This is a genomic window from Alcanivorax profundi (genome assembly GCF_003597125.1).
Lineage (GTDB): Bacteria > Pseudomonadota > Gammaproteobacteria > Pseudomonadales > Alcanivoracaceae > Alcanivorax > Alcanivorax profundi.
Window position 1 is genome coordinate 230,783 of record NZ_QYYA01000003.1, and the last position, 21,320, is coordinate 252,102.

Consider the following 21,320-nt stretch of genomic DNA (forward strand, 5'->3'; position numbering starts at 1 on the left):
TCTTTCAAGATTAACAAAGTGGTTGAATCAGTTTTCCTGCCATACCCAGCGCAGGGGTTCGCCAAAATCATCGTAGACCAGCTTGCGACGTGGCCGGGGGGCCAGACGCTGGCGTTTTGGCTTGTGTTTTCTCGCTTCCTTGCGTGAATCAATGGTGGCTGCAACCTGGGTCAGGTCGGTGCGACGAGGCTCTTTGGGGCCGTTGAACAGCACCGTCTGGTGGCCCTTGCCGCTGATGGGGTCGGCACCACTGACGCCGGAGGCGACCTCCTGAATGGATCCACCTTCTGCCAGGAATCGTTGCATATCGCGTTCCAGGCGATGACGCTGTATTTCCTTGCTATTACGAACCTTCACGGGACTGATCCCAGGTTGTGAGTGGAATTATCCACCATATCAGGGTCCGCCGCAGGCGGCTACTGGCCCTCGGGTGGTTTGCCGAGTGCCTGGCGAATGGCGGTTTCCAGCTCTCCTCCGCGGGGTTGGGCAGAGGAGGGGAAGTGTGTGATGACGTCACCGTTGGCAGAAACCAGATACTTGTTGAAGTTCCAGCCCGGCGCTTGCGTGGCGGCATTGAGTACCTGGAACACGGCGTTGGCCTGATCGCCTTTCACCGAGCTGGTGGCGGCCATGGGGAAGGTGACACCGTAGTTGATGTAGCAAATGTCGGCGACGGCGGATTCGCTGCCCAGCTCCTGGTTAAAGTCGTTGGACGGAAAGCCGACGATCACCAGGCCATCTTCCTTGTAGGCCTTGTAAAGGGCTTCCAGCCCTTTGAATTGCCCGGTGTAGCCACATTGGCTGGCGGTATTGACGACCAGTGTGGTGCGGTTGCGGGTCATTTCGCACAGATCAAGCTGCTTGTCCGAGTGCAGCTTGCGCACCGTGACATCCAGTGCCGCGGCGCAGCTTTGCTCCGCGTGGCTGGCGGGGCTAAGCAGAAACAGGCTGAACAGGGCGGGGATCCATCGCATCATCATTGATCGTCTCCATTCGGGATGCACTGAGCTTCGCGGAATTCCAGTAAAGATAGCGCGAAGAGTTTCACATTATCGTGGCTTCAGGGCTTCGCCGTCGAAGTGGACGTCTTTGAGGCTATGACGCATGAAGGTGCGAATGTTGGCATGGTCGTCGCCTTCCGGGTTGCTCAGCACATGGTCGCGGAAGAAATGCCCAAAGCAGGCCAGGGTCTGCTCGTCGTTCAGGTTGTGCAGCTTGGCGAACGCGAAGATCTTGCAGGAGCCCTCATTGGTCCCTGCTTCATTGATCACCATGTCGTCACCGCTGCCATTGGTGAAGCGGGTCGGGGTGTAGTCATAGTGCTCGTCAATGGCGGCCTGGACCTGCTCAAATGCCACCACTTCAGGCATCAGGTTCAGGGCAAACAGCAGGGTTTCGACGGAATTGCTCATGGGGATTCCTGTTCCGGTTCAAAACGCAGAAGGGTAGCGCTATCCCCGGAACAGGGGAAGGCCGGCGGCGCCTTATTGGCCGGCGGCAGGGGCGGCAGGCAGGTTGCGGGCGCCCAGCGGATTACAGTTTTTCAGTACCACCCGGCCCTGCAGCATGTTGCCGCGGGAATACTCACGGAAGATGCATTCGTTGGTGGCAGGGTCGTAGTCCTCGATCCACAGGTTGTCATCTTTCCAGGTGGCATTGAGGTGGTAGTGTTCCTCAGGGATGGTGATGCTCATGGTGCCGCCAAAGCGCTTGACGAACACTTGCTGGAGCCAGAAATAGTAGGCGAGGGTGGAGACCAGCCAGATGATCACGGCGATGATGATGGCCGGCTTCCACTTGCCGGCGCGAGCGCCGATACCGACCAGGGCGGCGATGACCAGAGCGGCGACAAGAAACCAGTAGAGATACGTAATCATTTTTCATCCTTGTTGTCTGTAATGTCTCTGGCATCATAGCAATGATTTCGCGGGCAGATGTAAAAGCATGCAACAGTGGTGGGTGTATATGGTGCGTTGTGCCGACCAGTCCCTGTACACGGGGATCTGTACCGAACCCGCTCGCCGTTTCCATGAGCACAACCATAGCCCGAAAGGGGCTCGCTACACGCGGGTGCGACGTCCTGTGGTGCCGGTACTGCTGGTACCCGGCGGGGATCGCTCGTCGGCCTCGCAGCTGGAGGCGAGACTCAAACGGCTGAATCGGGCTGGCAAAGACCGCTTGCTGGCCGCGTTGCGTGAGGAGAAGCGTCGTGCCCCGCTGTCGATCTGGTTGGACGATGCCTGAATTCAACATGAATGGAGAACACAGTAATGACCTTGTGGCGTAGTGTGGTGCTGGTAATGCTGGTGGGTTGGTTGAGTGGCTGCGGGATCAACAATATCCCCACCTATGATGAGCAGGTAAAAGCGGCCTGGAGCCAGGTGGAAAACCAGTACCAGCGTCGTGCCGATCTGATTCCCAATCTGGTGAACACGGTCAAGGGCTATGCCAGTCATGAGCAGGAAGTGCTGGTGGATGTGACCCAGGCGCGGGCCAAGGTGGGGTCTATTCAGGTGGATGGCAACCTGCTGGACAACCCGGAAAAACTGCAGCAGTTTGAGCAGGCGCAACGCCAGCTTGGCTCTGCCTTGCAGCGCCTGATGGTGGTAGCAGAGCGTTATCCGGATCTGAAAGCCAACCAGAACTTCCTGGCGTTGCAGTCGCAGCTGGAGGGCACCGAGAACCGCATCAGTGTGGCTCGCCGGGACTATATTGCGGCGGTGCAGCAGTACAACACCGAGATTCGCACTTTCCCGGGCCGGCTGTGGCACAGCTTCCTGTACAGCGACATGGACATCCGTGAGACCTATGAGGCGACCTCGGAAGGGGCCGACCAGGCACCGGCGGTCAGCTTCGACTGATGCGCGTTTTCCTGTTTCTCAGTCTGCTGTTGGCGTCTCCCCTGTGGGCGGCGCCGACGTTCCCCGAGCTTAGCGGCCGTGTGGTCGATGAGGCAGGCCTGTTAACCCCGGCCCAGACGCAGAGCCTGACCCAGGCGCTGGCGGGGGCCGAGCAGAATACCTCGAATCAGGTGGTGGTGGTCACCCTGTCGGATCTGCAGGGCTATGACATCGCCGACTACGGTTATCAGCTGGGCCGTCACTGGGGCATCGGCAGCAAGGACAACGATAACGGTGTTCTGCTGATTGTGGCTCCCAACGACCGCAAGGTGCGTATCGAGGTGGGCTATGGCCTGGAAGGTTCGCTCACCGATGCGCTGGCCAGCGTGATCATCCAGCAGGAAATTCTGCCCGCCTTTCGTCAGGGGCAGTTTTATGGCGGCATCCAGGCTGGTGTCACGGCGATTCTGGCTGCCATCAAGGGTGAGTATGCCGGCACCCGGCAGCCACGACAGAAAGTGTCCGGGCTCAAGGCGCTGGGCATCCTGGCAGTGATGATCGTGTTGACCTTCCTGCTCTCCTTCGGGGGCGGTGGCGGCCGGGGTGGTCGCCGCGGTGGCTTCATGTTCCTGCCCATGCCCATGGGGGGAGGAGGTTTCGGCGGTGGTGGTTTTGGTGGCGGCGGCTTCGGCGGCGGCGGTGGTGGTTTCGGTGGCGGTGGCGCCTCCGGTGGCTGGTAAGGGAGACAGGTAGTGTTACTGGATAAAGCCGCCCAGGCGGCATTGGCCGAGGCCATCAACGAACAGGAAAAACGCACCGATGCCGAGCTGGTCACCGTGTTGGCCACGCAGGCAGATGATTACCGTTATGTCACTTTGTTGTGGGCGGCGCTGCTGTCTCTGCTGGTCCCTGCGGCGCTGCTGTTTTTGCCACACTGGCTGACCGCCTTTGAGGCGCTGCTGCTGCAATGGGGTATGCTGCTGGTGCTGGCGGTGCTGTTCCGCTGGAAGCCCCTGCAGTTCCGTTTGGTGCCGCGTCGCCTGCAGCATTTGCGGGCTGCCAGCCTGGCGCGGAACGCGTTTTTGCAACAAGGGTTGCATCGTACCCGGGATGCCACTGGCGTGCTGATTTTCGTCAGCGAAGCCGAACATTATGTGGAAATCCTGGCGGACCAGGGGATCGCCCAACATGTCGGTGATGACGAATGGCAGGCGATAGTGGATACCTTCATTTCCCGGGTCAAAGCCGGGCAGACGGCACAGGGCTTTCAGGAAACGGTAACGGCCTGCGGTGATAAGCTGGCTGCCCATGTACCCGCAACCCGCCAGAAGAACGAGCTGCCCAATCATCTTGTCATTCTCTAGACCATGATTCTTCAGGAGCAAGGCCGGGCGTCAGTGCCGTCCCGGCCAGGGCTTCCAGGTCACTGCAATATCAGGAATATGAGAAAACGGGATAATTGCGTCTTTTCCTGAATTCGGGTAACAACATTAGGGTCTGTTAAGGAGCACGAATAACGATAACCGCCTTCCCGCCCTCTGTGGTGGATGCGGCGGACGTCATCTCAAAGCAGCCAGGCTGTCGCTTTGAAGGCGCAAGGAGAGAGACGATGAAACTGTTCCGCGAAAAAAGCAGCGCCACTAGTGCGCCAACGCCCCCGGTATTGATTACCGAATCCACCGATATTGAACGCCTAAAACACATTGCTCGAAATACTGCTGCATTCGATTTGGGTGTGCAGTCTGTGGAGTGGGAGCGGGAAACGAGTGGTGCTGCGGATTGCCTGAGACTGCGGCTCAGCGACGACTTCTATTTCGTTATCCGGCCCTGAGACTGCGGGCAATCCAGGTTCGTCGTCAACGGCGCGCCAGAGGGAGGAAGATCCTCCCCTCTGGCCGCTTGTCCGGTTCAGGCGTTAGCCCTGGCTCCGCTCGCGTTGCCTTTAACGCCCTCGCTTTTGTCGTGCCTGAGCTCATAAACTCATGGACACATGTCGGTACCGTTGGTTTCGATAGCACCGGTGATGGTGTAGGTGCTGACGATATAGCAGCGGGCGATATTGGCGGTATTACCGGTGCCCGAAAGGTTGGTGATGGTGACGCCTCCGGCAAGCAGGTAGGTATGGATATCTGTGGTTAGAATGGTCCCCGAAAGGAACAGGGTGTTGTCGGAAAAGTCGATATAGCTGTTGTTGTCGGTAAAGGCGAGCGCCTGCCCCGTGCTGCCATTGGCCACGACCGTGGCGTTGTTGTTGCGGATGGAAATATGGTGGCTGTTCTTTATCAGAAAGAGCGCAGCGGTGCTGGCAGAGACCTGTGAGTGCAACACATTGTCGTGGATCTGAACATTGGACACGTTATCCATTTGGGCGATCACAACGGAGCCGCTTCGGCTGATGCTCGCCTGGACGCCCACCAGGCTGCTGTTGTTGGCCATCTCAAAAAAACGGTTGGGGCCGCCGCTGCCATTTTCGCCTTCGCCGGTAATGCTGGCGGATGGTGTCGTGAGGTTGACGATTTTCCCCGAGGGGGTTTTGGCCAATAGTGTCGATTTCCCCAGAATGTCCTGACCGTCCTGCAGTACCGCGAGCTGATTGATGTCGGTGTAGTCCCCATTGAGAATGACGGCCGTGTTGGCCCCGGCGGCATTGATCGCGGTGGCCAAATCTGTGCCATTGCTGATGCTGGTGCTGTCTAGCACCGTAATGCGTTTGCCTTCGGCTGTTTCGGTGATGTGCTCTGTTCGACCGTAGGCCCCGGCCTGGCTGACCACATCCACATCACGAATCACCGGGTCGGTCATTCTGCGTTCCATGGGCGTTGGCTGCCTGCTGCCGCGCTCTGGCCCTCCGAGGGGGATGCTCAGTCGAACCAGCCCAAACGTCTGGCTGCCACGGGGATCATCGTGCTGGTGCTCCAGTCCCAGGGATAACCGCGCCCCTTGCCCTAAAAACGGGATGTCATTGAAATTCATGTCCAGCCGGGTGCGCGGCCCCTCTATCGTCTCTGCCTTGCTGTCAGTGAAACGATAGCCACCCGCATATAGCCGTAGTTGGTGGGCAGCATCGCGCTTGAATAGCGGGAGTCGCCAGCCTATCTCTGCATCGAAGCCACTCATGCTGCGTTCTTCACCGGCACGATAGGTGAAACCGGTACCAGTGAATTGCGTGACGCTGGCGCTGTCCGCTTCGTGCTCGGTGGTGCCGACAGGAATATAGCCATTGGCCCGGACGTCCCAGTTCAGGGACAGGGCTTCCACGCCGAATGTGGCCTGGTTGAAGTGGTTGTCGCCGGGAGTTCTGCGACGGTCGAAATAGCCGTAGCCACCCAGGTTCCAGCCCGTGTCCAGCATGTGCCGCAGGCCCAGGCCCGCATTGCCTTCGAGGCTGTCCTGATTATCGAAGCGTCCACGCAGATTGGCGAACAGGAGGGTGTCGTTGTTCTGCCATACAGGAAAGAACAGATCGGCTTCGCCGAGACTGCGATCGGTGCCGGGTTTGCCTTCCACCCCGATTCTGGGACTCCATTTGTTCTGTGTGACGGGCGTTTGCGCGCTGGCAGTCGTTGTGAGGGTGAGCACAGTGGCAGGCAGGATACAGATCAGAAACCGATTCATTCTTTCCCCCAGCATCAGACACGCGGATTGCTCTCAAAGGATTGCGTGTGCGATGGCGTTATTGTTGGGCAGGCGGCGGCTGCGCAGATGTTGCCCGGTGGACTTTGCCAAGCTCAAGGCGAAGACCAATTCCTAACGAGGTTTGGCCAAGGCCGAAAGACTTGAAGATTGTTGGCTGCCAGACCACGCCAGACACCCGTCTTTGACGGACTTGTCCTGAAACCGGGATTGGCATCCATTGGGGGGGAAGGAAAAACATACAACAGCACTGTGACAGGTGTCCAGTTCGCACCGTGCTGCTGTCCTGTATTTACAGCGCGACAAACTGAGGGGGAGGAAGGGGCCCATGCAGCAGTGGCCAGAGAAGGTGGGATCGCTACTCGCCCAGCCACTTATACATCACCAGCGCATCCACATACCCCTGTGTTGGATGAAGGAATGCGCTGGGCAAAGTGCCGACGGTGTCGAAGCCGAGCTTGTTCCAGAGTCTTACAGCGCCTTGGTTGCTGGACGCTACAAAATTAAATTGCATGGCTTTATACCCTAGCTGTCGTGCAAGGGTTTGCGAATGCTCACACATGGCAGTGGCAAGACCTTTTCCTCTTGCAGCGGAAGACACCATATAGCCGCAATTACAGACATGCTGACCCGGTCCTGCTTGATTGGTCTTGATGTAATAAGTGCCCAGAATTCTCCCATCGTCCTCGAACACGAAGGTCTTGCGTGGTGCCGCCAGCCAAAGCTCCCGGGCCTCGTCTTTGGTGATGTCTCGAGGGTACGCGTAGGTCTCTCCCGCTGCGGCGATCTCGCAGAAAATGGGCCAGATGTCATCAAAATCTTCCGCAGAAGCTTCTCGGATGCGCATGAGTACTCTATTAGGTTTGGACTGGCGGATGGCCGTGACAGGGGGCGGTTCAAGCACAAGTAAAACAAAAAGGGCTGGAGATCACTCTCCAGCCCTTTTTCATCGTTTGGTAGCAAGGGGCGGACTTGAACCGCCGACCCCAGCATTATGAGTGCTGTGCTCTAACCAGCTGAGCTACCTTGCCATTCGAGGCCGCGAATTCTCCGTGAGGCAGGTGCGGGTGTCAAGCCTTCCCGGTGGCGGCTGCACAATGTTTAGACAGTTGCTGGCAAGCGGGAGGAAATTCTGCCATAGTGGCACTTTAAACGATAATGATTCTTGTTTATTATCCGTTAAATACTTGACCAAAACGGTCGGGATTATTAGTCTCTTTCGTTAAATACACGCAAAAAAGGTGTGGATATGCGTCTAACCACAAAAGGCCGCTATGCCGTGACCGCCATGCTGGATCTGTCATTGCACGCTGCCGCCGGCCCGGTGTCACTGGCGGACATTTCCGAGCGTCAGGGTATATCCATTTCTTACCTGGAGCAGTTGTTTGCCAAGCTGCGCCGCAATGGATTGGTCAGCAGTGTGCGCGGTCCCGGTGGCGGCTATCAGCTGAGCCGCTCCAGTGAGGATATTGATGTGGCTGCCGTTATTGCTGCGGTGGACGAGTCCGTGGATGCGACCCGTTGCGGTGGCAACGGTGATTGCCAGGAAGGCGATACCTGTTTGACCCACCACCTCTGGTGCGATCTGTCAGACCAGATCCAGGCTTTCCTGACCGGTATTTCACTGGGTGAGCTGGTGGCTCGCCAGGAAGTGCGGCAGATTTCCATGCGTCAGGATCGACAGCAGCAGCGCTTGCCCGTCAGTAGTCTATAATTCGCGCCTCACAGCCAACCATTCCTTGTAGTCAGCCATGAGCCAAGCCGTTTATCTGGACTACGCGGCAACCACCCCGGTCGATCCGGCGGTGGTTGACGTGATGGTCCGCCATCTCGGTCCTGAAGGGACTTTTGCCAACCCCGCGTCTCGAAGCCACCTGTACGGTTGGCTGGCAGAAGAGGCTGTGGAAAACGCCCGTCGCCAGGTCGCCGATCTTCTTAATGCCGACCCCCGTGAGGTGGTGTGGACCAGTGGTGCCACTGAGGCCAATAACCTGGCCATCAAGGGGGTGATCGATGCCCCTGGTGGTGGCCATGTGATTACCTCTGCTACCGAACACAAGGCGGTTCTCGACGCCTGCCAGTGGCTGGAGCAGCAGGGGCATCCTGTGAGTTACCTCAAGCCGTCCAGCGATGGTCGGGTGTCGGTCGATGCGGTGCGTGAGGCGATGCGCGAAGACACGGTGCTGGTGTCGGTGATGCATGCCAACAACGAGACCGGGGTGATCAACGATGTCGCGGCAATAGGCGCGCTGTGCCGGGAGAAGGGGGTGTTGTTCCATACCGATGCCGCCCAAACTGTTGGCAAGTTGCCCTTGGATGTCCGCGCATTGCCGGTGGATCTGGTGTCTGTGTGTGCGCACAAGATTTATGGTCCCAAGGGTATTGGCGCCCTCTATGTGCGCCGCTCTCCTGACGTTAGGGTGATGGCCCAGATCCACGGTGGTGGCCATGAGCGCGGCATGCGTTCTGGCACCCTGGCGACTCATCAGATTGTGGGTATGGGCGAGGCGTTTGCGTTGGCTGGCCGTTTGATGACGGAAGAGGGGCCACGCATTGCTGCATTGCGTGACCAGCTGTGGGAGGGTATTGCTGGATTGCCGGGCCTCAGCATCAACGGTGCCGGAGCGCCGCGTCTGCCTGGCCATCTGAATGTGGCCTTTGCGGGTGTGGATGGCGAAATGTTGATGACCGCCCTGAATCAGGTGGCGGTGTCTTCTGGCTCGGCGTGTACCTCGGCATCTCTGGAGCCTTCCTATGTTCTCAAGGCGATGGGCATTGCGGATGCCTTGGCCCATGGTTCCATCCGCTTTTCAGTCGGGCGTTTTACCACAGAAGAGGATATCCAGCGGGCCGTGGCCAATGTGCTGGAGGCAGTGGGGCGCCTGCGGCAGGTGGCGTAAGCGACCTGCCATCACACAATGTGACCCTGATTGTCACCCCTGCGTGACGGGGGTCTCTTTTCCAGGCTGGGCGGTGTGATTGTCGGGCCGAATGGTAGCCATTTGGGTATGCGTTTTGCTGGATATAGGTATTAACCGGCAAACAGGGTGGCTGTCATGCACGGGGCTATCGTATCCAATTTCAAGCGTTACCTGGACGAGTTTCTCGGGGAAGGGACCTGGGGAGAGGTGATCAACGACGCAGGGCTAAAAGGGAAAACCTATCTTCCTGTTGCGCTGTACCCCGATGGTGAAATGGAGGCGTTGTTGGCGGCAGCGGAAAGGGCAACCGGGCTGCGCCGTGATGATCTGTTGGCAGACTTCGGGGAATGGGTTATCGCCCCCATGATGCAAATGTATCAGGCGGCCATTCCTGCCGGCGCCAATGCCATCGATTTTCTGCTCAATCTTCAGCAAACCCACGAACGTATCGTGCACATGAAAGACCCTTCCGCCAGTGCGCCGGCCATTGTGGTCAATCGCTGTGGTAGCGATCTGGTGGAAATTCGTTATGCCTCGCAGCGCAATATGGGGGCGATGGTGCCCGGGGCGGTGAAGGGCGTGGCGGCCTGGTTTGAGGAGGAAGCCGCATTGCTGGCCTGTGAACCTGGGGACGGGGAGGAAGTACGCTTCGTGTTCCAGTTCAGCGAGGCGCACTCCAGCGCCCGCCAGGCGGTATAAACGTTAACGTTCAATCCACCCCGGAGAGGATTTAGCCGTCAAGTTGCTCGGCCTGATGACGGATCTTGGCCACCATGGCGCGCAGGCCGTTGCCACGGGTGGGGCTGAGATGACTAAGCAGGTCGATGCGGTCGAAGAAGCCGTCCATGTCGTATTGCTGAATGGCCTTGGGGGCTTGACGGTTGAGCGCCGAGAGCACAATGGCGGCCAGGCCTTTCACGATCAGCGCATCGGAATCGACCGCCAGATACAGCTTGCCGGCGTCGCTGTCGTAGTCGGTTTCCAGCCACACCTGGCTTTGGCAGCCGCGCACAAAACGGTCTTCAGTTTTTAGTTCGTCGGGCAGGCCGGGAAGTTGCTTGCCCAGGTCAATGATATAGCGGTAACGCTCTTCCCAGTCGTCAAGAAATTCCAGATCTTCGGCAATGTCGTCAGCGGTGATATCACTGCCGAGGGTGATGCTGCGGATATCAAAAGACACGTTGTTGAGCTCCGTGGTCTGACGCCGTTAGTCCGGCGTCTGGCGCAAGAATGAGAAGGGGGCGCCAGGCTTTCTTCAAAAAATGCCCAGTTCCAGTTGGGCTTCTTCGCTGATCATGTCGCGGCTCCAGGGGGGATCAAATACCAGGGCCACTTCCACCTTGTCCACATTGGGGACCTTGCCAAGACGGTCTTCCACGTCCCCGACCAGTACGGGGCCCATACCACAGTTGGGTGCGGTGAGGGTCATGCGGATTTGTACCACGTTCTGGCCATCCCGCTGGATCACATCGCAGCCGTAGACCAGCCCCAGTTCCTTGATGCTGACCGGAATCTCCGGGTCGAAGATGGTTTGCAGGGTATTGTCCAGGTCGTCCTGACGCACGCTGCCGTCTTCGTTGGCGGGCGCAAAATTCAGCTCCAGCGGTTCCTGGCCGATAGCATCGGCATCGGTGCCATCAATGCGGGCCATGTTGCCGTTGATGGTCACGGTATAGGTGCCGCCCAACGCCTGGCGCAGGTTGACGAAGCTGTTTTTGGGGATGGTAATGCGGGTGCCATCCGGGACTTTGCGGGCCGGGACATCACGTTGAACGATGACCGTGCGTTGTTCCTGTGACTTGTTTGTTTCAAACAAGGGTCAGACCTCGTCGACAGTAAAGCTTTCGCCGCAGCCACATTCGCCGGTGGCATTGGGATTGCGAAACTTGAACAGGCTGTTGACGCCCTCGGTGACGTAGTCGATGACGAGGCCATTGAGCATGGGCAGCCACTTTTCCGGCACGTACAGGTTGACCCCGTCAATCTGGAAGAGTGTGTCGCCGTCGTTGGCGTCTTCAACGAAGTCCAGCACATACATGAAACCGGAGCAGCCGGACTCGTCCAGATCCAGACGGATGCCGGCGGCATTGGCGCGGGCTATTTCACGCAGCGCCTGTTTGTTGGCAGCGTCGGTCAGGTGGAGCGTGATCTGACCGGGGGTAAAGGTCTGAACCGTCATGGGTGTTACCTACCTTGCGTAATGCATGGTTGAGCTTCCGTAGGAGCGTCGCTGGCGGCGCGATAAACTGCGCTTGCTGATCGCGCCGCCAGCGACGCTCCTACAGTGAAGGTGGGTGCCAGGGTTAGAGAAAGGTTTTCACCTTCTCAAGCGCCGCAAACAGGCGGTCCACCTCATCAAGCGTATTATAGATCGAGAACGAGGCCCGCACAGTGCCGGGAATACCGAGGCTGTCCATCAGCGGCATGGTGCAGTGGTGCCCGGTACGGACGGCGACGCCTTGTTTGTCCAGCAGCATGCCCACATCTGCCGGGTGGCCACCGTCCAGCAGGAACGACAGCACACTTACTTTACTGGCGGCGGTGCCAATGATTTTCAAGCCATCAAAGGCGTTTGCGTGTTCGGTGGCGTGGGCCAGCAAGGCGTTTTCGTGAGCTTCCAGTGCGGCACGGTCCTGGCGGTTGAGCCACTTGATCGCCGCGGCCAAGCCGATAGCGCCAGCAATATTCGGGGTGCCCGCCTCGAATTTGTAGGGTAGCTGATTCCAGGTGCTTTTCTCGAAGGTGACCACTTCGATCATCTCGCCGCCGGTCTGGTAGGGCGGCATGGCGTCCAGCAGCTCGCGGCGGCCGTACAGCACGCCAATGCCGGTGGGGCCAAACAGCTTGTGACCGGAGAAGGCGTAGAAATCGGCCCCCAGATCTTGCACATCGACCGGGAAGTGGGCCACTGCCTGGGCGCCATCTACCAGGGTGATGGCGCCTGCGGCTTTTGCCTTGGCTACCATGTGTTTCACCGGGTTCAGCGTGCCCAGTGCATTGCTGGCATGGCCGATGGCCACGATTTTGGTCTTGTCGCTGAGCAGTGAATCAAAGGCGTCCAGATCCAGGCTGCAGTCGTCGTGTAGCGGGATCACCTTGAGGGTGGCGCCTGTGGCCAGGCAGGCCTGCTGCCAGGGCACAATGTTGGCGTGGTGTTCGCTGGTGCTGATCAGCACTTCGTCACCGGGCTGTAGCTGCTCGCGGGCCACACACTGGGCAACGATGTTGATGGACTCGGTGGTGCCTTTGGTCCAGAGGATCTCTTCGCGACTGGCGTTAAGGAAATCCGCCACGGTCTGGCGCGCACCTTCGAACTGGCCGGTGGCCTCGTCACTCAGGTAATGGGCGCCCCGGTGCACATTGGAGTTCACCCCGCGATAGTAGTTCTGCAGGGCGTCGAGCACTGCCACCGGCTTCTGGGTGGTGGCGCCATTGTCCAGATAGACCAGCGGTTTGCCGTTGACCTGCTGGTCCAGAATCGGGAACTGGGCGCGCAGGGCGTGGATATCCAGTGCCTTGGCGGTCACGCGGCATCAGCTCCCGCCGGGCTGGCCTGGGTCAGCTCGGCTTCCAGCCACGGGGTGGCCCACTCGGCCACTTTTTCGTGGGGCAGGGCCATCAACAGTTCGTTGACGAAACCCAGGCTCAGCATGCGCTTGGCTTCGGCAGCGGCGATGCCCCGGGATTGCAGGTAGAACTGCTGCATGGCATCGAGCTGGCCGACGGTGGTGCCGTGGGCACATTTCACATCGTCGTTGTAGATTTCCAGCTCCGGCTTGGTGTTAATTTCCGCCCCGGCGTTGAGTAGCAGGTTCTTGTTGGACAGTTCGGCGTTGGTGCCGCTGGCACCCGGATGAATATGGATGCGACCGTTGAATACGGCCTTGCCGCTTTCACCTGCCAGACCTTTGAAGTTCTGGTCGGACTCGCAGTTGGGCACGGCGTGTTCCACGCACATCTGGTTGTCCACGTGGCCCTTGTTGCGGACCACGAAGATGCCCTTCATGTTCAGCTCGGCACCACTCTTGTTCACCAGTGCGTGCACGTCGTTGCGGCGCAGACGGTTACCGGTCATCAGCTGATAGCTGTCCACGGTGCTGACGCCCTGCTGATCAATGACCAGGGTGCCGATGTGCAGGGTGGAAGCATGCTCACCCTGAAGGCGGTAATGGGTCAGTTTGGCATTGTCAGCCGTGATCAGGGCGGTCACGGCATTGGTCAGTGCCTGACCCTCGGCGTGGTAGTGCTCGATAACGGTGGCTTCGGCACCGGTGTTGAGCTTGACGATCACGCGGGGGTTGCAGTGTGCCGGCGCATCGCTGGCGGACTGGATCTGCACATGGATGGGCTGCGCAACGCGGGTGTTGGCGGCGACTTCCAGGACCACGGCGCGTGCCACTGCACTGTTGTACAGGGCAAACGGGGTTTCCAGGCCGTTCACCTCGGGGCTTTCGTGATGCAGGCTGACACCGTCGGGCAGGGTGCTGCCGGTCAGGGCGCCATTGGTAATGGAGACCACGCACTCACTCAGCGCCGGTAGCGGCTGGGCAATGTCGCCAGCGGCGACGCCATTAAGGTGGCCATCGGCCAGTGCTTGCAGCGAGGTGTATTTCCAGCGTTCGGATTTGCGCTGCGGGAAGCTGGCGCCTTCGAGGGCATCCAGCACCACACCTTCGCTGCCGTTGCGACGGGCGTTTGCCAGCGCCTGGGTTTTCAGTTCCAGCGCCAGTTCATTGGCGGAGACGGTCATGCGGACTCCTCTTCTCCGGTGAGCCAGCCATAGCCTTTCTGTTCCAGTTCCAGGGCCAGTTCCTTGCCACCGGACTTGATGATCTGGCCGTTGTACAGCACGTGTACGAAGTCCGGGACGATGTAGTCCAGCAGGCGCTGATAGTGGGTAACCAGCACGATGCCGCGTTCCGGGCTGCGCAGGGAGTTGACGCCTTTGGCGACCACCTGCAGCGCGTCGATGTCGAGGCCGGAGTCGGTCTCGTCAAGCAGCGCCAGCTTGGGCTCCATCAGCATCATCTGCATGATTTCGTTGCGTTTCTTTTCGCCGCCGGAAAAGCCTTCGTTAACCCCTCGCTTGAGGAAGCTGGCGTCCAGGTTGACCTGTTTGCAAGCGGCACGAGCCTGGCGAAGCAGGGTCACGGAGTCCCACTCTTCCTTGCCCTGGGCGCCACGCACGGATTCCAGGGCGGCCTTGAGGAATTCCATATTGGAGACCCCGGGGATCTCGACCGGGTATTGGAAGGCCAGGAACAGACCGGCCTGGGCGCGTTCTTCCGGCTCCATCTCCGCCAGGCTGTTGCCTTCGAACAGGGCTTCGCCACCGGTGATCTCGTAATTGTCACGGCCTGACAGCACATTGGCGAGGGTAGACTTGCCGGAGCCATTGGGGCCCATGATGGCGTGGACCTCGCCCGGATTAACGGTCAGGTTCAGGCCTTTAAGAATCGGCTTGTCCGCCACGGAGGCGTGCAGATCACGAATTTCCAGCATGTTTCGATGCGCCTTTCGGTTGGGCCGGGTTTCCCGGCTCCGGGTTGATTCAGGGTTCTGTGGGAGCTTGCCTGCAGACGATTTGGCCTTGGCCAATGCAGTTTCGCTTACAGGCAAGCTCCTACGGCGTATTAGTGTCGGGGGCTTAGCCCACTGCGCCTTCCAGGCTGACTTCAAGCAGCTTGCCGGCTTCTACCGCAAACTCCATGGGCAGTTCCTTGAAGACTTCCTTGCAGAAGCCATTCACGATCATGGAGACTGCTTTTTCCGGGTCGATACCGCGTTGGCGACACAGGAACATCTGGTCATCACTCACCTTGGAGGTGGTGGCCTCGTGTTCGATGGTGGCCGTGGGGTTTTTCGACTCGATATAGGGGAAGGTGTGTGCGCCACACTGATCGCCCAGCAGCAAGGAATCGCACTGGGTGAAGTTGCGGGCGTTGTCCGCACGGGGGCTGATGCGCACCAGGCCCCGGTAGGCGTTCTGGCTGCGCGAGGCAGAGATGCCCTTGGAGATGATGGTGCTCTTGGTGTTCTTGCCCAGGTGGATCATTTTGGTGCCGGTGTCCGCCTGCTGCATGTGGCGGGTCAGGGCCACGGAGTAGAACTCGCCGATGCTGTTGTCGCCACGCAGGATAACGGAAGGGTACTTCCAGGTGATGGCAGAGCCGGTTTCCACCTGGGTCCAGCTGATCTTGCTGTTGTCGTGGGCCACACCGCGCTTGGTCACGAAGTTGTAGATGCCGCCCTTGCCATTTTCATCGCCGGGGTACCAGTTCTGCACGGTGGAGTATTTGATCTCGGCACCGGGCAGGGCAACCAGTTCCACTACGGCTGCGTGCAGCTGGTTTTCGTCTCGCTGGGGGGCGGTGCAGCCTTCCAGGTAGCTCACATAGCTGCCTTCGTCGGCAATGATCAGCGTACGTTCGAACTGGCCGGTGTTGGCTTCGTTGATGCGGAAGTAGGTAGACAGCTCCATGGGGCAGCGTACGCCTTTGGGGATGTACACAAAGGAGCCGTCGGAGAACACCGCACTGTTCAGGGCAGCATAGAAATTGTCGCCCTGGGGAACCACAGAGCCCAAATACTTCTTCACCAGCTCCGGGTGTTCCTTGATAGCTTCGGAAATGGAGCAAAAGATCACCCCGGCCTCGGCCAGCTTCTCTTTGAAGGTGGTGAATACCGAGGAGGAATCGAATACCACGTCCACAGCAACCCCGGCCAGCATTTCCTGCTCATGCAGAGGAATGCCAAGTTTTTCATAAGTGGCAAGCAGCTCAGGATCCACTTCGTCCAGGCTCTTCGGGGCGTCATCCAGGCTTTTCGGCTTGGAGTAGTAGGACACCTCGTTGAAATCGATGGGCGGGTGCTTCAGGTGTGCCCAGCTCGGGGAGGGCATTTCCTGCCATTTGCGGTAGCTGTCCAGCCGCCATTCCAGCATCCATTCCGGCTCGCCTTTCTTGGCAGACAGAAAGCGGATGACATCCTCGCTCAGGCCCGGGGGCAGGGTCTCGGTGTCCACCTGGGTGGTGAAACCGGCCTCGTAATTGGAGCGAATCAGCTTGTCCAGTTCGGCTTGGCTCATAGATCAGCGCCTGCGGTCCAGAAGTGTAAGTGAATACCAGAGTAATTTAGTCGGGTATTATACGCCTTTCGCGGGCGCTGTCGAATGGAGGCGGGGCTGAAAGGCCGTGGCCCGGTGACGGCGGGGCGGTGCGTGTCCGACGGGCGGCAACGGTATCATAATTCGCCCTGCTTGCGTATAATCCGCCGGTTCCAGGGGGTTGCTGCGTGGGCTGCTTTGCCAGTCTGCCGATCACCCCTGTCATTGCCCCGGGGAGCCGTTTGGGTTTCCGAGGACCATTTAACGCAAATCTGGAGTGAACAGACTGATGGCTGTTGAGCGCACCCTCTCTATCATCAAGCCTGATGCCGTGGCCAAGAACGTAATCGGCGACATCGTTGCCCGTTTCGAAAAGGCTGACCTGAAAGTGGTTGCCATGAAAATGGTACACCTGAGCGACGAGCAGGCGGGCGGTTTCTACGCCGAGCACAAGGAGCGCCCGTTCTTCAAGGATCTGGTGTCCTTCATGACCAGCGGCCCTGTGGTTGTTCAGGTTCTGGAAGGCGAAGACGCTGTAACCAAGAATCGTGACCTGATGGGCGCTACCAACCCGGCAGACGCTGCGGCTGGAACCATTCGCGCTGATTTCGCTCAGACCATTGACGAGAACGCGGTACACGGCTCTGACTCTACCGAGTCTGCCGCCCGTGAAGTGGCCTACTTCTTCTCCGACGAAGAACTGTGCCCGCGCACCCGCTAATTTCAGCGGTGTAGCTCTGTCTGCCACGGCCCCGGCCGTGGCAGACTTGTATACAGGCACTGGAAATTGCCTGACTGGAGAATGCCATGACTGTCCAACAGAAAGTCAATCTGCTCGGTCTTGATCGCCCGCAAATGGAAGAGTTCTTCCTGAATATGGGTGAGAAGAAGTTTCGTGCCCAGCAGGTGCTGAAATGGATCCACCACCATCAGGCGGATTCCTTCGAGCAAATGACCGATGTGGGCAAGGCGTTGCGCCAGAAACTCGCTGAGGTCGCCGAAATTCGCGGCCCGGAAGTGAGCCACGAAAGCATCAGCCGTGATGGCACCCGCAAGTGGGTGTTTGCACTGGACAACGGCGGTGCCGTGGAAACCGTTTTCATTCCCGATGGTCGTCGCGGCACCCTGTGCGTATCGTCCCAGGTGGGCTGTGCCGTGGATTGCAGCTTCTGCTCCACGGGCAAGCAGGGCTTTCAGCGAGACATGACCAGCGCCGAGATTATCGGTCAGGTGTGGCAGGCCGCCCGTTCTTTCGGCCCGCGTCGTAACCTGGGTGAGCACCCCATTACCAATGTGGTGATGATGGGCATGGGTGAACCGCTGCTGAATTACGACCGCGTGCTGACCGCCATGCGCATCATGAAGGATGACCTTGGTTACGGCATCGGCAAGAAACGCATTACCCTGTCTACCTCCGGGGTGATTCCGAAGATGGACCAACTCAGTCAGGATCTGGATGTGGCGCTGGCGGTAAGCCTGCACGCCCCCAATGATGAGCTGCGTAACGAACTGGTACCGCTGAATCGCAAGTATCCGCTCAAGGAGCTGATGGCGGCCTGCAAGCGTTACACCAAGAACATTTCCCACAAGCACAACACCATTACCATGGAATACGTGATGCTCCGGGATGTGAACGACAAACCGGAACATGCCCGCCAGTTGGTTAAACTGCTTAACGGTATTCCGGTGAAGGTGAATCTGATTCCTTTTAACCCGTTCCCGCATGCCGGGTACGAGCGTTCACGCAAGAGCGATATTCTGGAATTCCATAAGTATCTGAATGACAATGGATTGTTGACGACGGTACGGACGACTCGTGGCGATGATATTGATGCCGCCTGTGGTCAGCTGGTGGGGCAGGTGCAAGACCGGACCCGGCGCAGTGAGCGCTGGAAAGAATCCATATTTCACCGCTCCGAAAACTCGGATAACAATACAGCGCAAGCCTAATGACTCTCTATCTTCGTGGTTTTGCGGGTCTGCTTCTGGCAGGCCTTTTGAACACCGGTTGTGTAACGGTGGAAACGGGCAAGCAGGATGTCAACATTGACGAAGCGGTGACCAGTCGGGTGGCCGCGGGTTTTCAGTATCTTCAACAAGGCAACCCCGCTGAGGCGCGCCGGCACTTCTCCCGGGCGATAGATCTTGATGACGACAGTGCGATCGCACATAACGCCATGGGGTTGCTGTACAAGTATGAACAGGATCCTGAGCGGGAAGAATACCACTATAAAAAAGCGCTCAGTGCCAATCGCAAATATTCACCGACATTGAATAATTACGGCACGTTGTTGTTTTCCCGCGGTGAGTTCAAGGATGCACTCGACAAGTTCGAGAAGGCTGCCAATGATCCCGGTTACGATGGCCGAGCCAGTGCCTGGGAGAACATGGGGCGCTGTTATCGTGAATTGGGCCGTGATGAGGAAGCGCAACAGGCCTTCATCAAGGCGATTCGCCTGAACCCTCGTGCCGTGGTGCCTAATCTGGAGCTGGCTGACCTTTATTACAGTGAAGGGAATGCCCGTTTGGCCTGGGATTACTACAAGCAGTATCTGCAGCGGACCAACCGTCAGACGGCCCGATCGTTGTGGCTGGGCATTCAGCTTGCCAGTGCCCGCGGCCTCAAGGATCAGCAATCCAGCTACGAGCTGGCGCTTGAAAACCTCTATCGCCGCTCACCGGAGTATCGTGAGTGGCAGAACTGGAAGCAAGCCAAAGCGGAGGGTGAACAATGAGCGAAGACATGGTTGTGCTTCCTGGTGAACGTTGCCGCAAGGCTCGCGAAGCCATGGGCTGGACTACGGCGGAAGCCGCCAAGCGCATGCATCTTTCGCAGACTTATCTGCTGGCGCTGGAGGCGGATGATTACGAGCGTCTTCCAGAGGCAACTTTTGTTAAGGGTTACCTGAAAAACTATGCTCGTCTGTTGGGGTTGCCGGCAGATGAGGTGGCCAATACCTTCCAGCAAATGATTAACGAAGATGCTTTCAACAAGCCGCTGGAGTTGCCATCCATGCCTCGCAAGCCGGCGTTGCTGGCGCGGCCCTGGGTCTGGCTTGTGCTGCTGTTGATGGTGATTGTGGCCGGCCTGCTTGCCTGGCCGGAAGGTGCGGATGATGTAGTGCCACCTGAGCCAACGGCTCTGCAGGAAACGGCGGAATCCTCGTCACTGGATCTGGATGCGGATGGCGATAGCCTGCAGGGTGTGGACAGCAGCAATGCCGGTGCTGGCGATACGAATCCTGATCTTGGCGAGGCGCTTTCTCCGGTTGATGACACCGAGGAAGGGGCACAGCCTGAGCCCGAGGCAGAAACCGAGGCGGTAGACGATTCCATGCTGGCCGAGAGCGGCCTCGATCGCCTGATTCTGGCCTTTTCGACCAATTGTTGGGTGCAAATCAAGGACGCGTCCGGGCGCACCCTGAGACAGGGTGAGCAGCTGGGAGGTGGGACCTTGCAGCTGGATGGCCAGGCGCCGTTCAACGTGACGCTGGGCAATGCCGGCGCCGTTTCGGATATGTACCTCAATGGCGAGGCTGTCACCTTGCCGACGGATTCACCCGGTAAGGTTGTCCGCATCACTCTTCCCTGATTCGCGAGACCAGGAAACATCATGGAACCCGAAGTCAAAATTGAGCGCCGCAAGACCCGGCAGATTTTTGTCGGCAAGGTGCCGGTAGGTGGTGACGCCCCCATCTCTGTGCAAAGCATGACCAATACCGAAACCTGTGACGTGGACGCCACGGTTGGCCAGATTCGTCGGCTGCAGGATGCGGGGGTGGACATTGTCAGGGTATCCGTGCCCAGTATGGAAGCGGCCGACGCCTTTGGTAAAATTCGTGCACAAGTGGATGTGCCGCTGGTGGCGGATATCCACTACGACTACAAAATCGCATTGGCAGTGGCAGAAAAGGGGGTCGACTGCCTGCGCATCAACCCGGGTAATATTGGCCGGGAAGACCGTATCAAGGCCGTGATTCAGTGTGCCAAGGACAAGGGGTTACCGATCCGTATTGGTGTGAATGCGGGCTCACTGGAAAAAGAGCTTCAGCGCAAGTATGGCGAGCCTACTTCGGATGCCCTGGTGGAGTCTGCTCTGAGGCATGTAGACATTCTCGACCGTCACGATTTCCAGGACTTCAAAGTCAGTGTTAAGGCGTCTAACGTCTTCATGACGTTGCAGGCTTATCGCAAGCTTTCTGCTCAGATTGAACAGCCTTTGCATCTTGGGGTGACAGAAGCAGGGACTTTCCGTTCCGGTACAGTTAAATCAGCTGTTGCGCTGGGATCCCTGCTTATGGAAGGTATCGGAGATACCATCCGAATTTCGCTGGCGGCAGATCCGGTGGAAGAGGTTCGAGTGGGTTTCGATATTCTCAAGAGCCTGAACCTGCGCAAGAAAGGCGTAAACATCATTGCTTGCCCCAGCTGCTCACGACAGAACTTTGATGTCATTAAAACCGTGAACGAACTGGAAGCACGGCTGGAAGACATCAACGAATCTGTGGATCTGGCCGTGATCGGGTGCCTGGTGAACGGACCGGGCGAAGCCCGCGAAGCCGATGTGGGCCTGACCGGCGGTACACCGAATAATCTCTCCTATGAGGATGGCAAGAAGAGCCATCATGTCAGCAAAGAAGACCTGGTGGATGAGCTGGAACGCATGGTTCGTGCCAAGGTGAAAAAACAGCGTGAGGATGAAGCCAAAGGCATCATTGCGCGTAGTGAATGACAAACGCCGAAGGACCTCGCGGTTACGCGATCGCTCTCATTGTAAAAGGTGCGCTTCAGTGCATGGCTGCGAAGGGGTTCTGGCAGCAA

General features: G+C 58.4%; 26 protein-coding genes and 1 tRNA gene. 13 read left to right on the forward strand and 14 right to left on the reverse strand.

The annotated features are described in order from the left end of the window. Positions 1 to 27: 27 nt before the first annotated feature. The 4 genes from D4A39_RS11020 to D4A39_RS11035 form a co-directional block, all read right to left on the reverse strand. On the reverse strand, positions 28 to 357 hold the full coding sequence (locus D4A39_RS11020; protein WP_031227189.1) for a hypothetical protein: 330 nt from the start codon (positions 355 to 357) through the stop codon (positions 28 to 30). A 59-nt stretch (positions 358 to 416) separates the two neighbouring features. Then, the gene (locus D4A39_RS11025; RefSeq protein ID WP_102790813.1) at positions 417 to 980 is read right to left on the reverse strand and encodes a glutathione peroxidase; all 564 of its coding nucleotides are present in this window, start codon (positions 978 to 980) and stop codon (positions 417 to 419) included. Positions 981 to 1,049: 69 nt separating this feature from the next. Continuing rightward, positions 1,050 to 1,412 (reverse strand): HopJ type III effector protein, encoded by a 363-nt coding sequence (locus D4A39_RS11030; RefSeq protein ID WP_022986914.1) that lies wholly within the window; start codon positions 1,410 to 1,412, stop codon positions 1,050 to 1,052. Between the two features lie 72 nt (positions 1,413 to 1,484). After that, a complete protein-coding gene (locus D4A39_RS11035; RefSeq protein WP_022986915.1) occupies positions 1,485 to 1,877 on the reverse strand; it encodes a hypothetical protein in 393 nt (130 codons plus the stop codon). Positions 1,878 to 1,944: 67 nt separating this feature from the next. Here D4A39_RS11035 and D4A39_RS11040 point away from each other — a divergent pair, with 67 nt between their 5' ends. From D4A39_RS11040 to D4A39_RS11060, 5 genes are all read left to right on the forward strand, one after another. Further along, on the forward strand, positions 1,945 to 2,244 hold the full coding sequence (locus D4A39_RS11040) for a GIY-YIG nuclease family protein (RefSeq protein WP_022986916.1): 300 nt from the start codon (positions 1,945 to 1,947) through the stop codon (positions 2,242 to 2,244). Between the two features lie 26 nt (positions 2,245 to 2,270). Next, a complete protein-coding gene (locus D4A39_RS11045; RefSeq protein ID WP_199699456.1) occupies positions 2,271 to 2,861 on the forward strand; it encodes a LemA family protein in 591 nt (196 codons plus the stop codon). After that, the gene (locus D4A39_RS11050) at positions 2,861 to 3,580 is read left to right on the forward strand and encodes a TPM domain-containing protein (protein WP_119918115.1); all 720 of its coding nucleotides are present in this window, start codon (positions 2,861 to 2,863) and stop codon (positions 3,578 to 3,580) included. The genes D4A39_RS11045 and D4A39_RS11050 overlap by 1 nt, the downstream gene beginning before the upstream one ends. Before the next feature lie 12 nt (positions 3,581 to 3,592). Further along, the gene (locus D4A39_RS11055) at positions 3,593 to 4,204 is read left to right on the forward strand and encodes a TPM domain-containing protein (RefSeq protein ID WP_102790817.1); all 612 of its coding nucleotides are present in this window, start codon (positions 3,593 to 3,595) and stop codon (positions 4,202 to 4,204) included. Positions 4,205 to 4,449: 245 nt separating this feature from the next. Then, positions 4,450 to 4,671, forward strand: a complete 222-nt coding sequence (locus D4A39_RS11060; protein WP_119918116.1) for a hypothetical protein — start codon at positions 4,450 to 4,452, stop codon at positions 4,669 to 4,671. A gap of 149 nt (positions 4,672 to 4,820) precedes the next feature. Here D4A39_RS11060 and D4A39_RS11065 read toward each other — a convergent pair whose 3' ends face one another. The 3 genes from D4A39_RS11065 to D4A39_RS11075 all read right to left on the reverse strand — a co-directional run bounded on the left by D4A39_RS11065 (position 4,821) and on the right by D4A39_RS11075 (position 7,504). After that, positions 4,821 to 6,455 (reverse strand): inverse autotransporter beta domain-containing protein, encoded by a 1,635-nt coding sequence (locus tag D4A39_RS11065; RefSeq protein WP_119918117.1) that lies wholly within the window; start codon positions 6,453 to 6,455, stop codon positions 4,821 to 4,823. A gap of 376 nt (positions 6,456 to 6,831) precedes the next feature. Then, on the reverse strand, positions 6,832 to 7,320 hold the full coding sequence (locus D4A39_RS11070; RefSeq protein ID WP_022986922.1) for a GNAT family N-acetyltransferase: 489 nt from the start codon (positions 7,318 to 7,320) through the stop codon (positions 6,832 to 6,834). 107 nt (positions 7,321 to 7,427) lie between these two features. Further along, positions 7,428 to 7,504, reverse strand: a tRNA-Met gene (locus D4A39_RS11075). Positions 7,505 to 7,722: 218 nt separating this feature from the next. On the opposite strand from D4A39_RS11075, the gene iscR reads away from it, so the two are divergent. The 3 genes from iscR to D4A39_RS11090 all read left to right on the forward strand — a co-directional run bounded on the left by iscR (position 7,723) and on the right by D4A39_RS11090 (position 10,093). Next, positions 7,723 to 8,187, forward strand: a complete 465-nt coding sequence (gene iscR / locus D4A39_RS11080) for a Fe-S cluster assembly transcriptional regulator IscR (RefSeq protein ID WP_022986923.1) — start codon at positions 7,723 to 7,725, stop codon at positions 8,185 to 8,187. A 37-nt stretch (positions 8,188 to 8,224) separates the two neighbouring features. After that, the gene (locus tag D4A39_RS11085) at positions 8,225 to 9,373 is read left to right on the forward strand and encodes an IscS subfamily cysteine desulfurase (protein ID WP_119918118.1); all 1,149 of its coding nucleotides are present in this window, start codon (positions 8,225 to 8,227) and stop codon (positions 9,371 to 9,373) included. A gap of 156 nt (positions 9,374 to 9,529) precedes the next feature. Beyond that, positions 9,530 to 10,093, forward strand: a complete 564-nt coding sequence (locus D4A39_RS11090; protein WP_022986925.1) for a heme NO-binding domain-containing protein — start codon at positions 9,530 to 9,532, stop codon at positions 10,091 to 10,093. 31 nt (positions 10,094 to 10,124) lie between these two features. On the opposite strand, the gene D4A39_RS11095 is transcribed toward D4A39_RS11090, so the two are convergent. From D4A39_RS11095 to sufB, 7 genes are all read right to left on the reverse strand, one after another. Beyond that, positions 10,125 to 10,574 carry a SufE family protein gene (locus D4A39_RS11095; RefSeq protein ID WP_022986926.1) on the reverse strand — a complete coding sequence of 150 codons (450 nt, stop codon included), beginning with the start codon at positions 10,572 to 10,574 and terminating at the stop codon, positions 10,125 to 10,127. A 75-nt stretch (positions 10,575 to 10,649) separates the two neighbouring features. Continuing rightward, complete coding sequence (gene sufT / locus D4A39_RS11100; protein WP_022986927.1) at positions 10,650 to 11,210, reverse strand: putative Fe-S cluster assembly protein SufT; 561 nt, start codon at positions 11,208 to 11,210, stop codon at positions 10,650 to 10,652. Positions 11,211 to 11,213: 3 nt separating this feature from the next. After that, positions 11,214 to 11,573 (reverse strand): HesB/IscA family protein, encoded by a 360-nt coding sequence (locus D4A39_RS11105; protein WP_119918119.1) that lies wholly within the window; start codon positions 11,571 to 11,573, stop codon positions 11,214 to 11,216. 124 nt (positions 11,574 to 11,697) lie between these two features. After that, the gene (locus D4A39_RS11110) at positions 11,698 to 12,921 is read right to left on the reverse strand and encodes an aminotransferase class V-fold PLP-dependent enzyme (RefSeq protein ID WP_119918120.1); all 1,224 of its coding nucleotides are present in this window, start codon (positions 12,919 to 12,921) and stop codon (positions 11,698 to 11,700) included. Further along, positions 12,918 to 14,144 (reverse strand): Fe-S cluster assembly protein SufD, encoded by a 1,227-nt coding sequence (sufD, locus tag D4A39_RS11115; protein WP_022986930.1) that lies wholly within the window; start codon positions 14,142 to 14,144, stop codon positions 12,918 to 12,920. The genes D4A39_RS11110 and sufD overlap by 4 nt, the downstream gene beginning before the upstream one ends. Beyond that, positions 14,141 to 14,896, reverse strand: a complete 756-nt coding sequence (sufC, locus tag D4A39_RS11120; RefSeq protein ID WP_022986931.1) for a Fe-S cluster assembly ATPase SufC — start codon at positions 14,894 to 14,896, stop codon at positions 14,141 to 14,143. The genes sufD and sufC overlap by 4 nt, the downstream gene beginning before the upstream one ends. A gap of 145 nt (positions 14,897 to 15,041) precedes the next feature. Further along, a complete protein-coding gene (gene sufB / locus D4A39_RS11125; RefSeq protein WP_022986932.1) occupies positions 15,042 to 16,481 on the reverse strand; it encodes a Fe-S cluster assembly protein SufB in 1,440 nt (479 codons plus the stop codon). Positions 16,482 to 16,788: 307 nt separating this feature from the next. On the opposite strand from sufB, the gene ndk reads away from it, so the two are divergent. The 5 genes from ndk (at position 16,789) to ispG (ending at position 21,231) form a co-directional block, all read left to right on the forward strand. Next, positions 16,789 to 17,220: a nucleoside-diphosphate kinase gene (gene ndk / locus D4A39_RS11130; protein WP_022986933.1), complete on the forward strand. Its 432-nt coding sequence runs from the start codon at positions 16,789 to 16,791 to the stop codon at positions 17,218 to 17,220. Between the two features lie 86 nt (positions 17,221 to 17,306). Next, positions 17,307 to 18,449, forward strand: coding sequence for a dual-specificity RNA methyltransferase RlmN (rlmN, locus tag D4A39_RS11135; protein WP_022986934.1), 1,143 nt, complete (start codon positions 17,307 to 17,309; stop codon positions 18,447 to 18,449). Beyond that, complete coding sequence (pilW, locus tag D4A39_RS11140) at positions 18,449 to 19,234, forward strand: type IV pilus biogenesis/stability protein PilW (protein WP_022986935.1); 786 nt, start codon at positions 18,449 to 18,451, stop codon at positions 19,232 to 19,234. Before rlmN ends, pilW begins: the two co-directional genes overlap by 1 nt. Next, a complete protein-coding gene (locus D4A39_RS11145; protein WP_022986936.1) occupies positions 19,231 to 20,091 on the forward strand; it encodes a RodZ domain-containing protein in 861 nt (286 codons plus the stop codon). The genes pilW and D4A39_RS11145 overlap by 4 nt, the downstream gene beginning before the upstream one ends. Positions 20,092 to 20,112: 21 nt before the next feature. Further along, entirely contained in the window at positions 20,113 to 21,231 is a 1,119-nt protein-coding gene (gene ispG / locus D4A39_RS11150; RefSeq protein ID WP_119918121.1) for a flavodoxin-dependent (E)-4-hydroxy-3-methylbut-2-enyl-diphosphate synthase, read from the forward strand. The last annotated feature ends 89 nt before the right edge of the window (positions 21,232 to 21,320 follow it).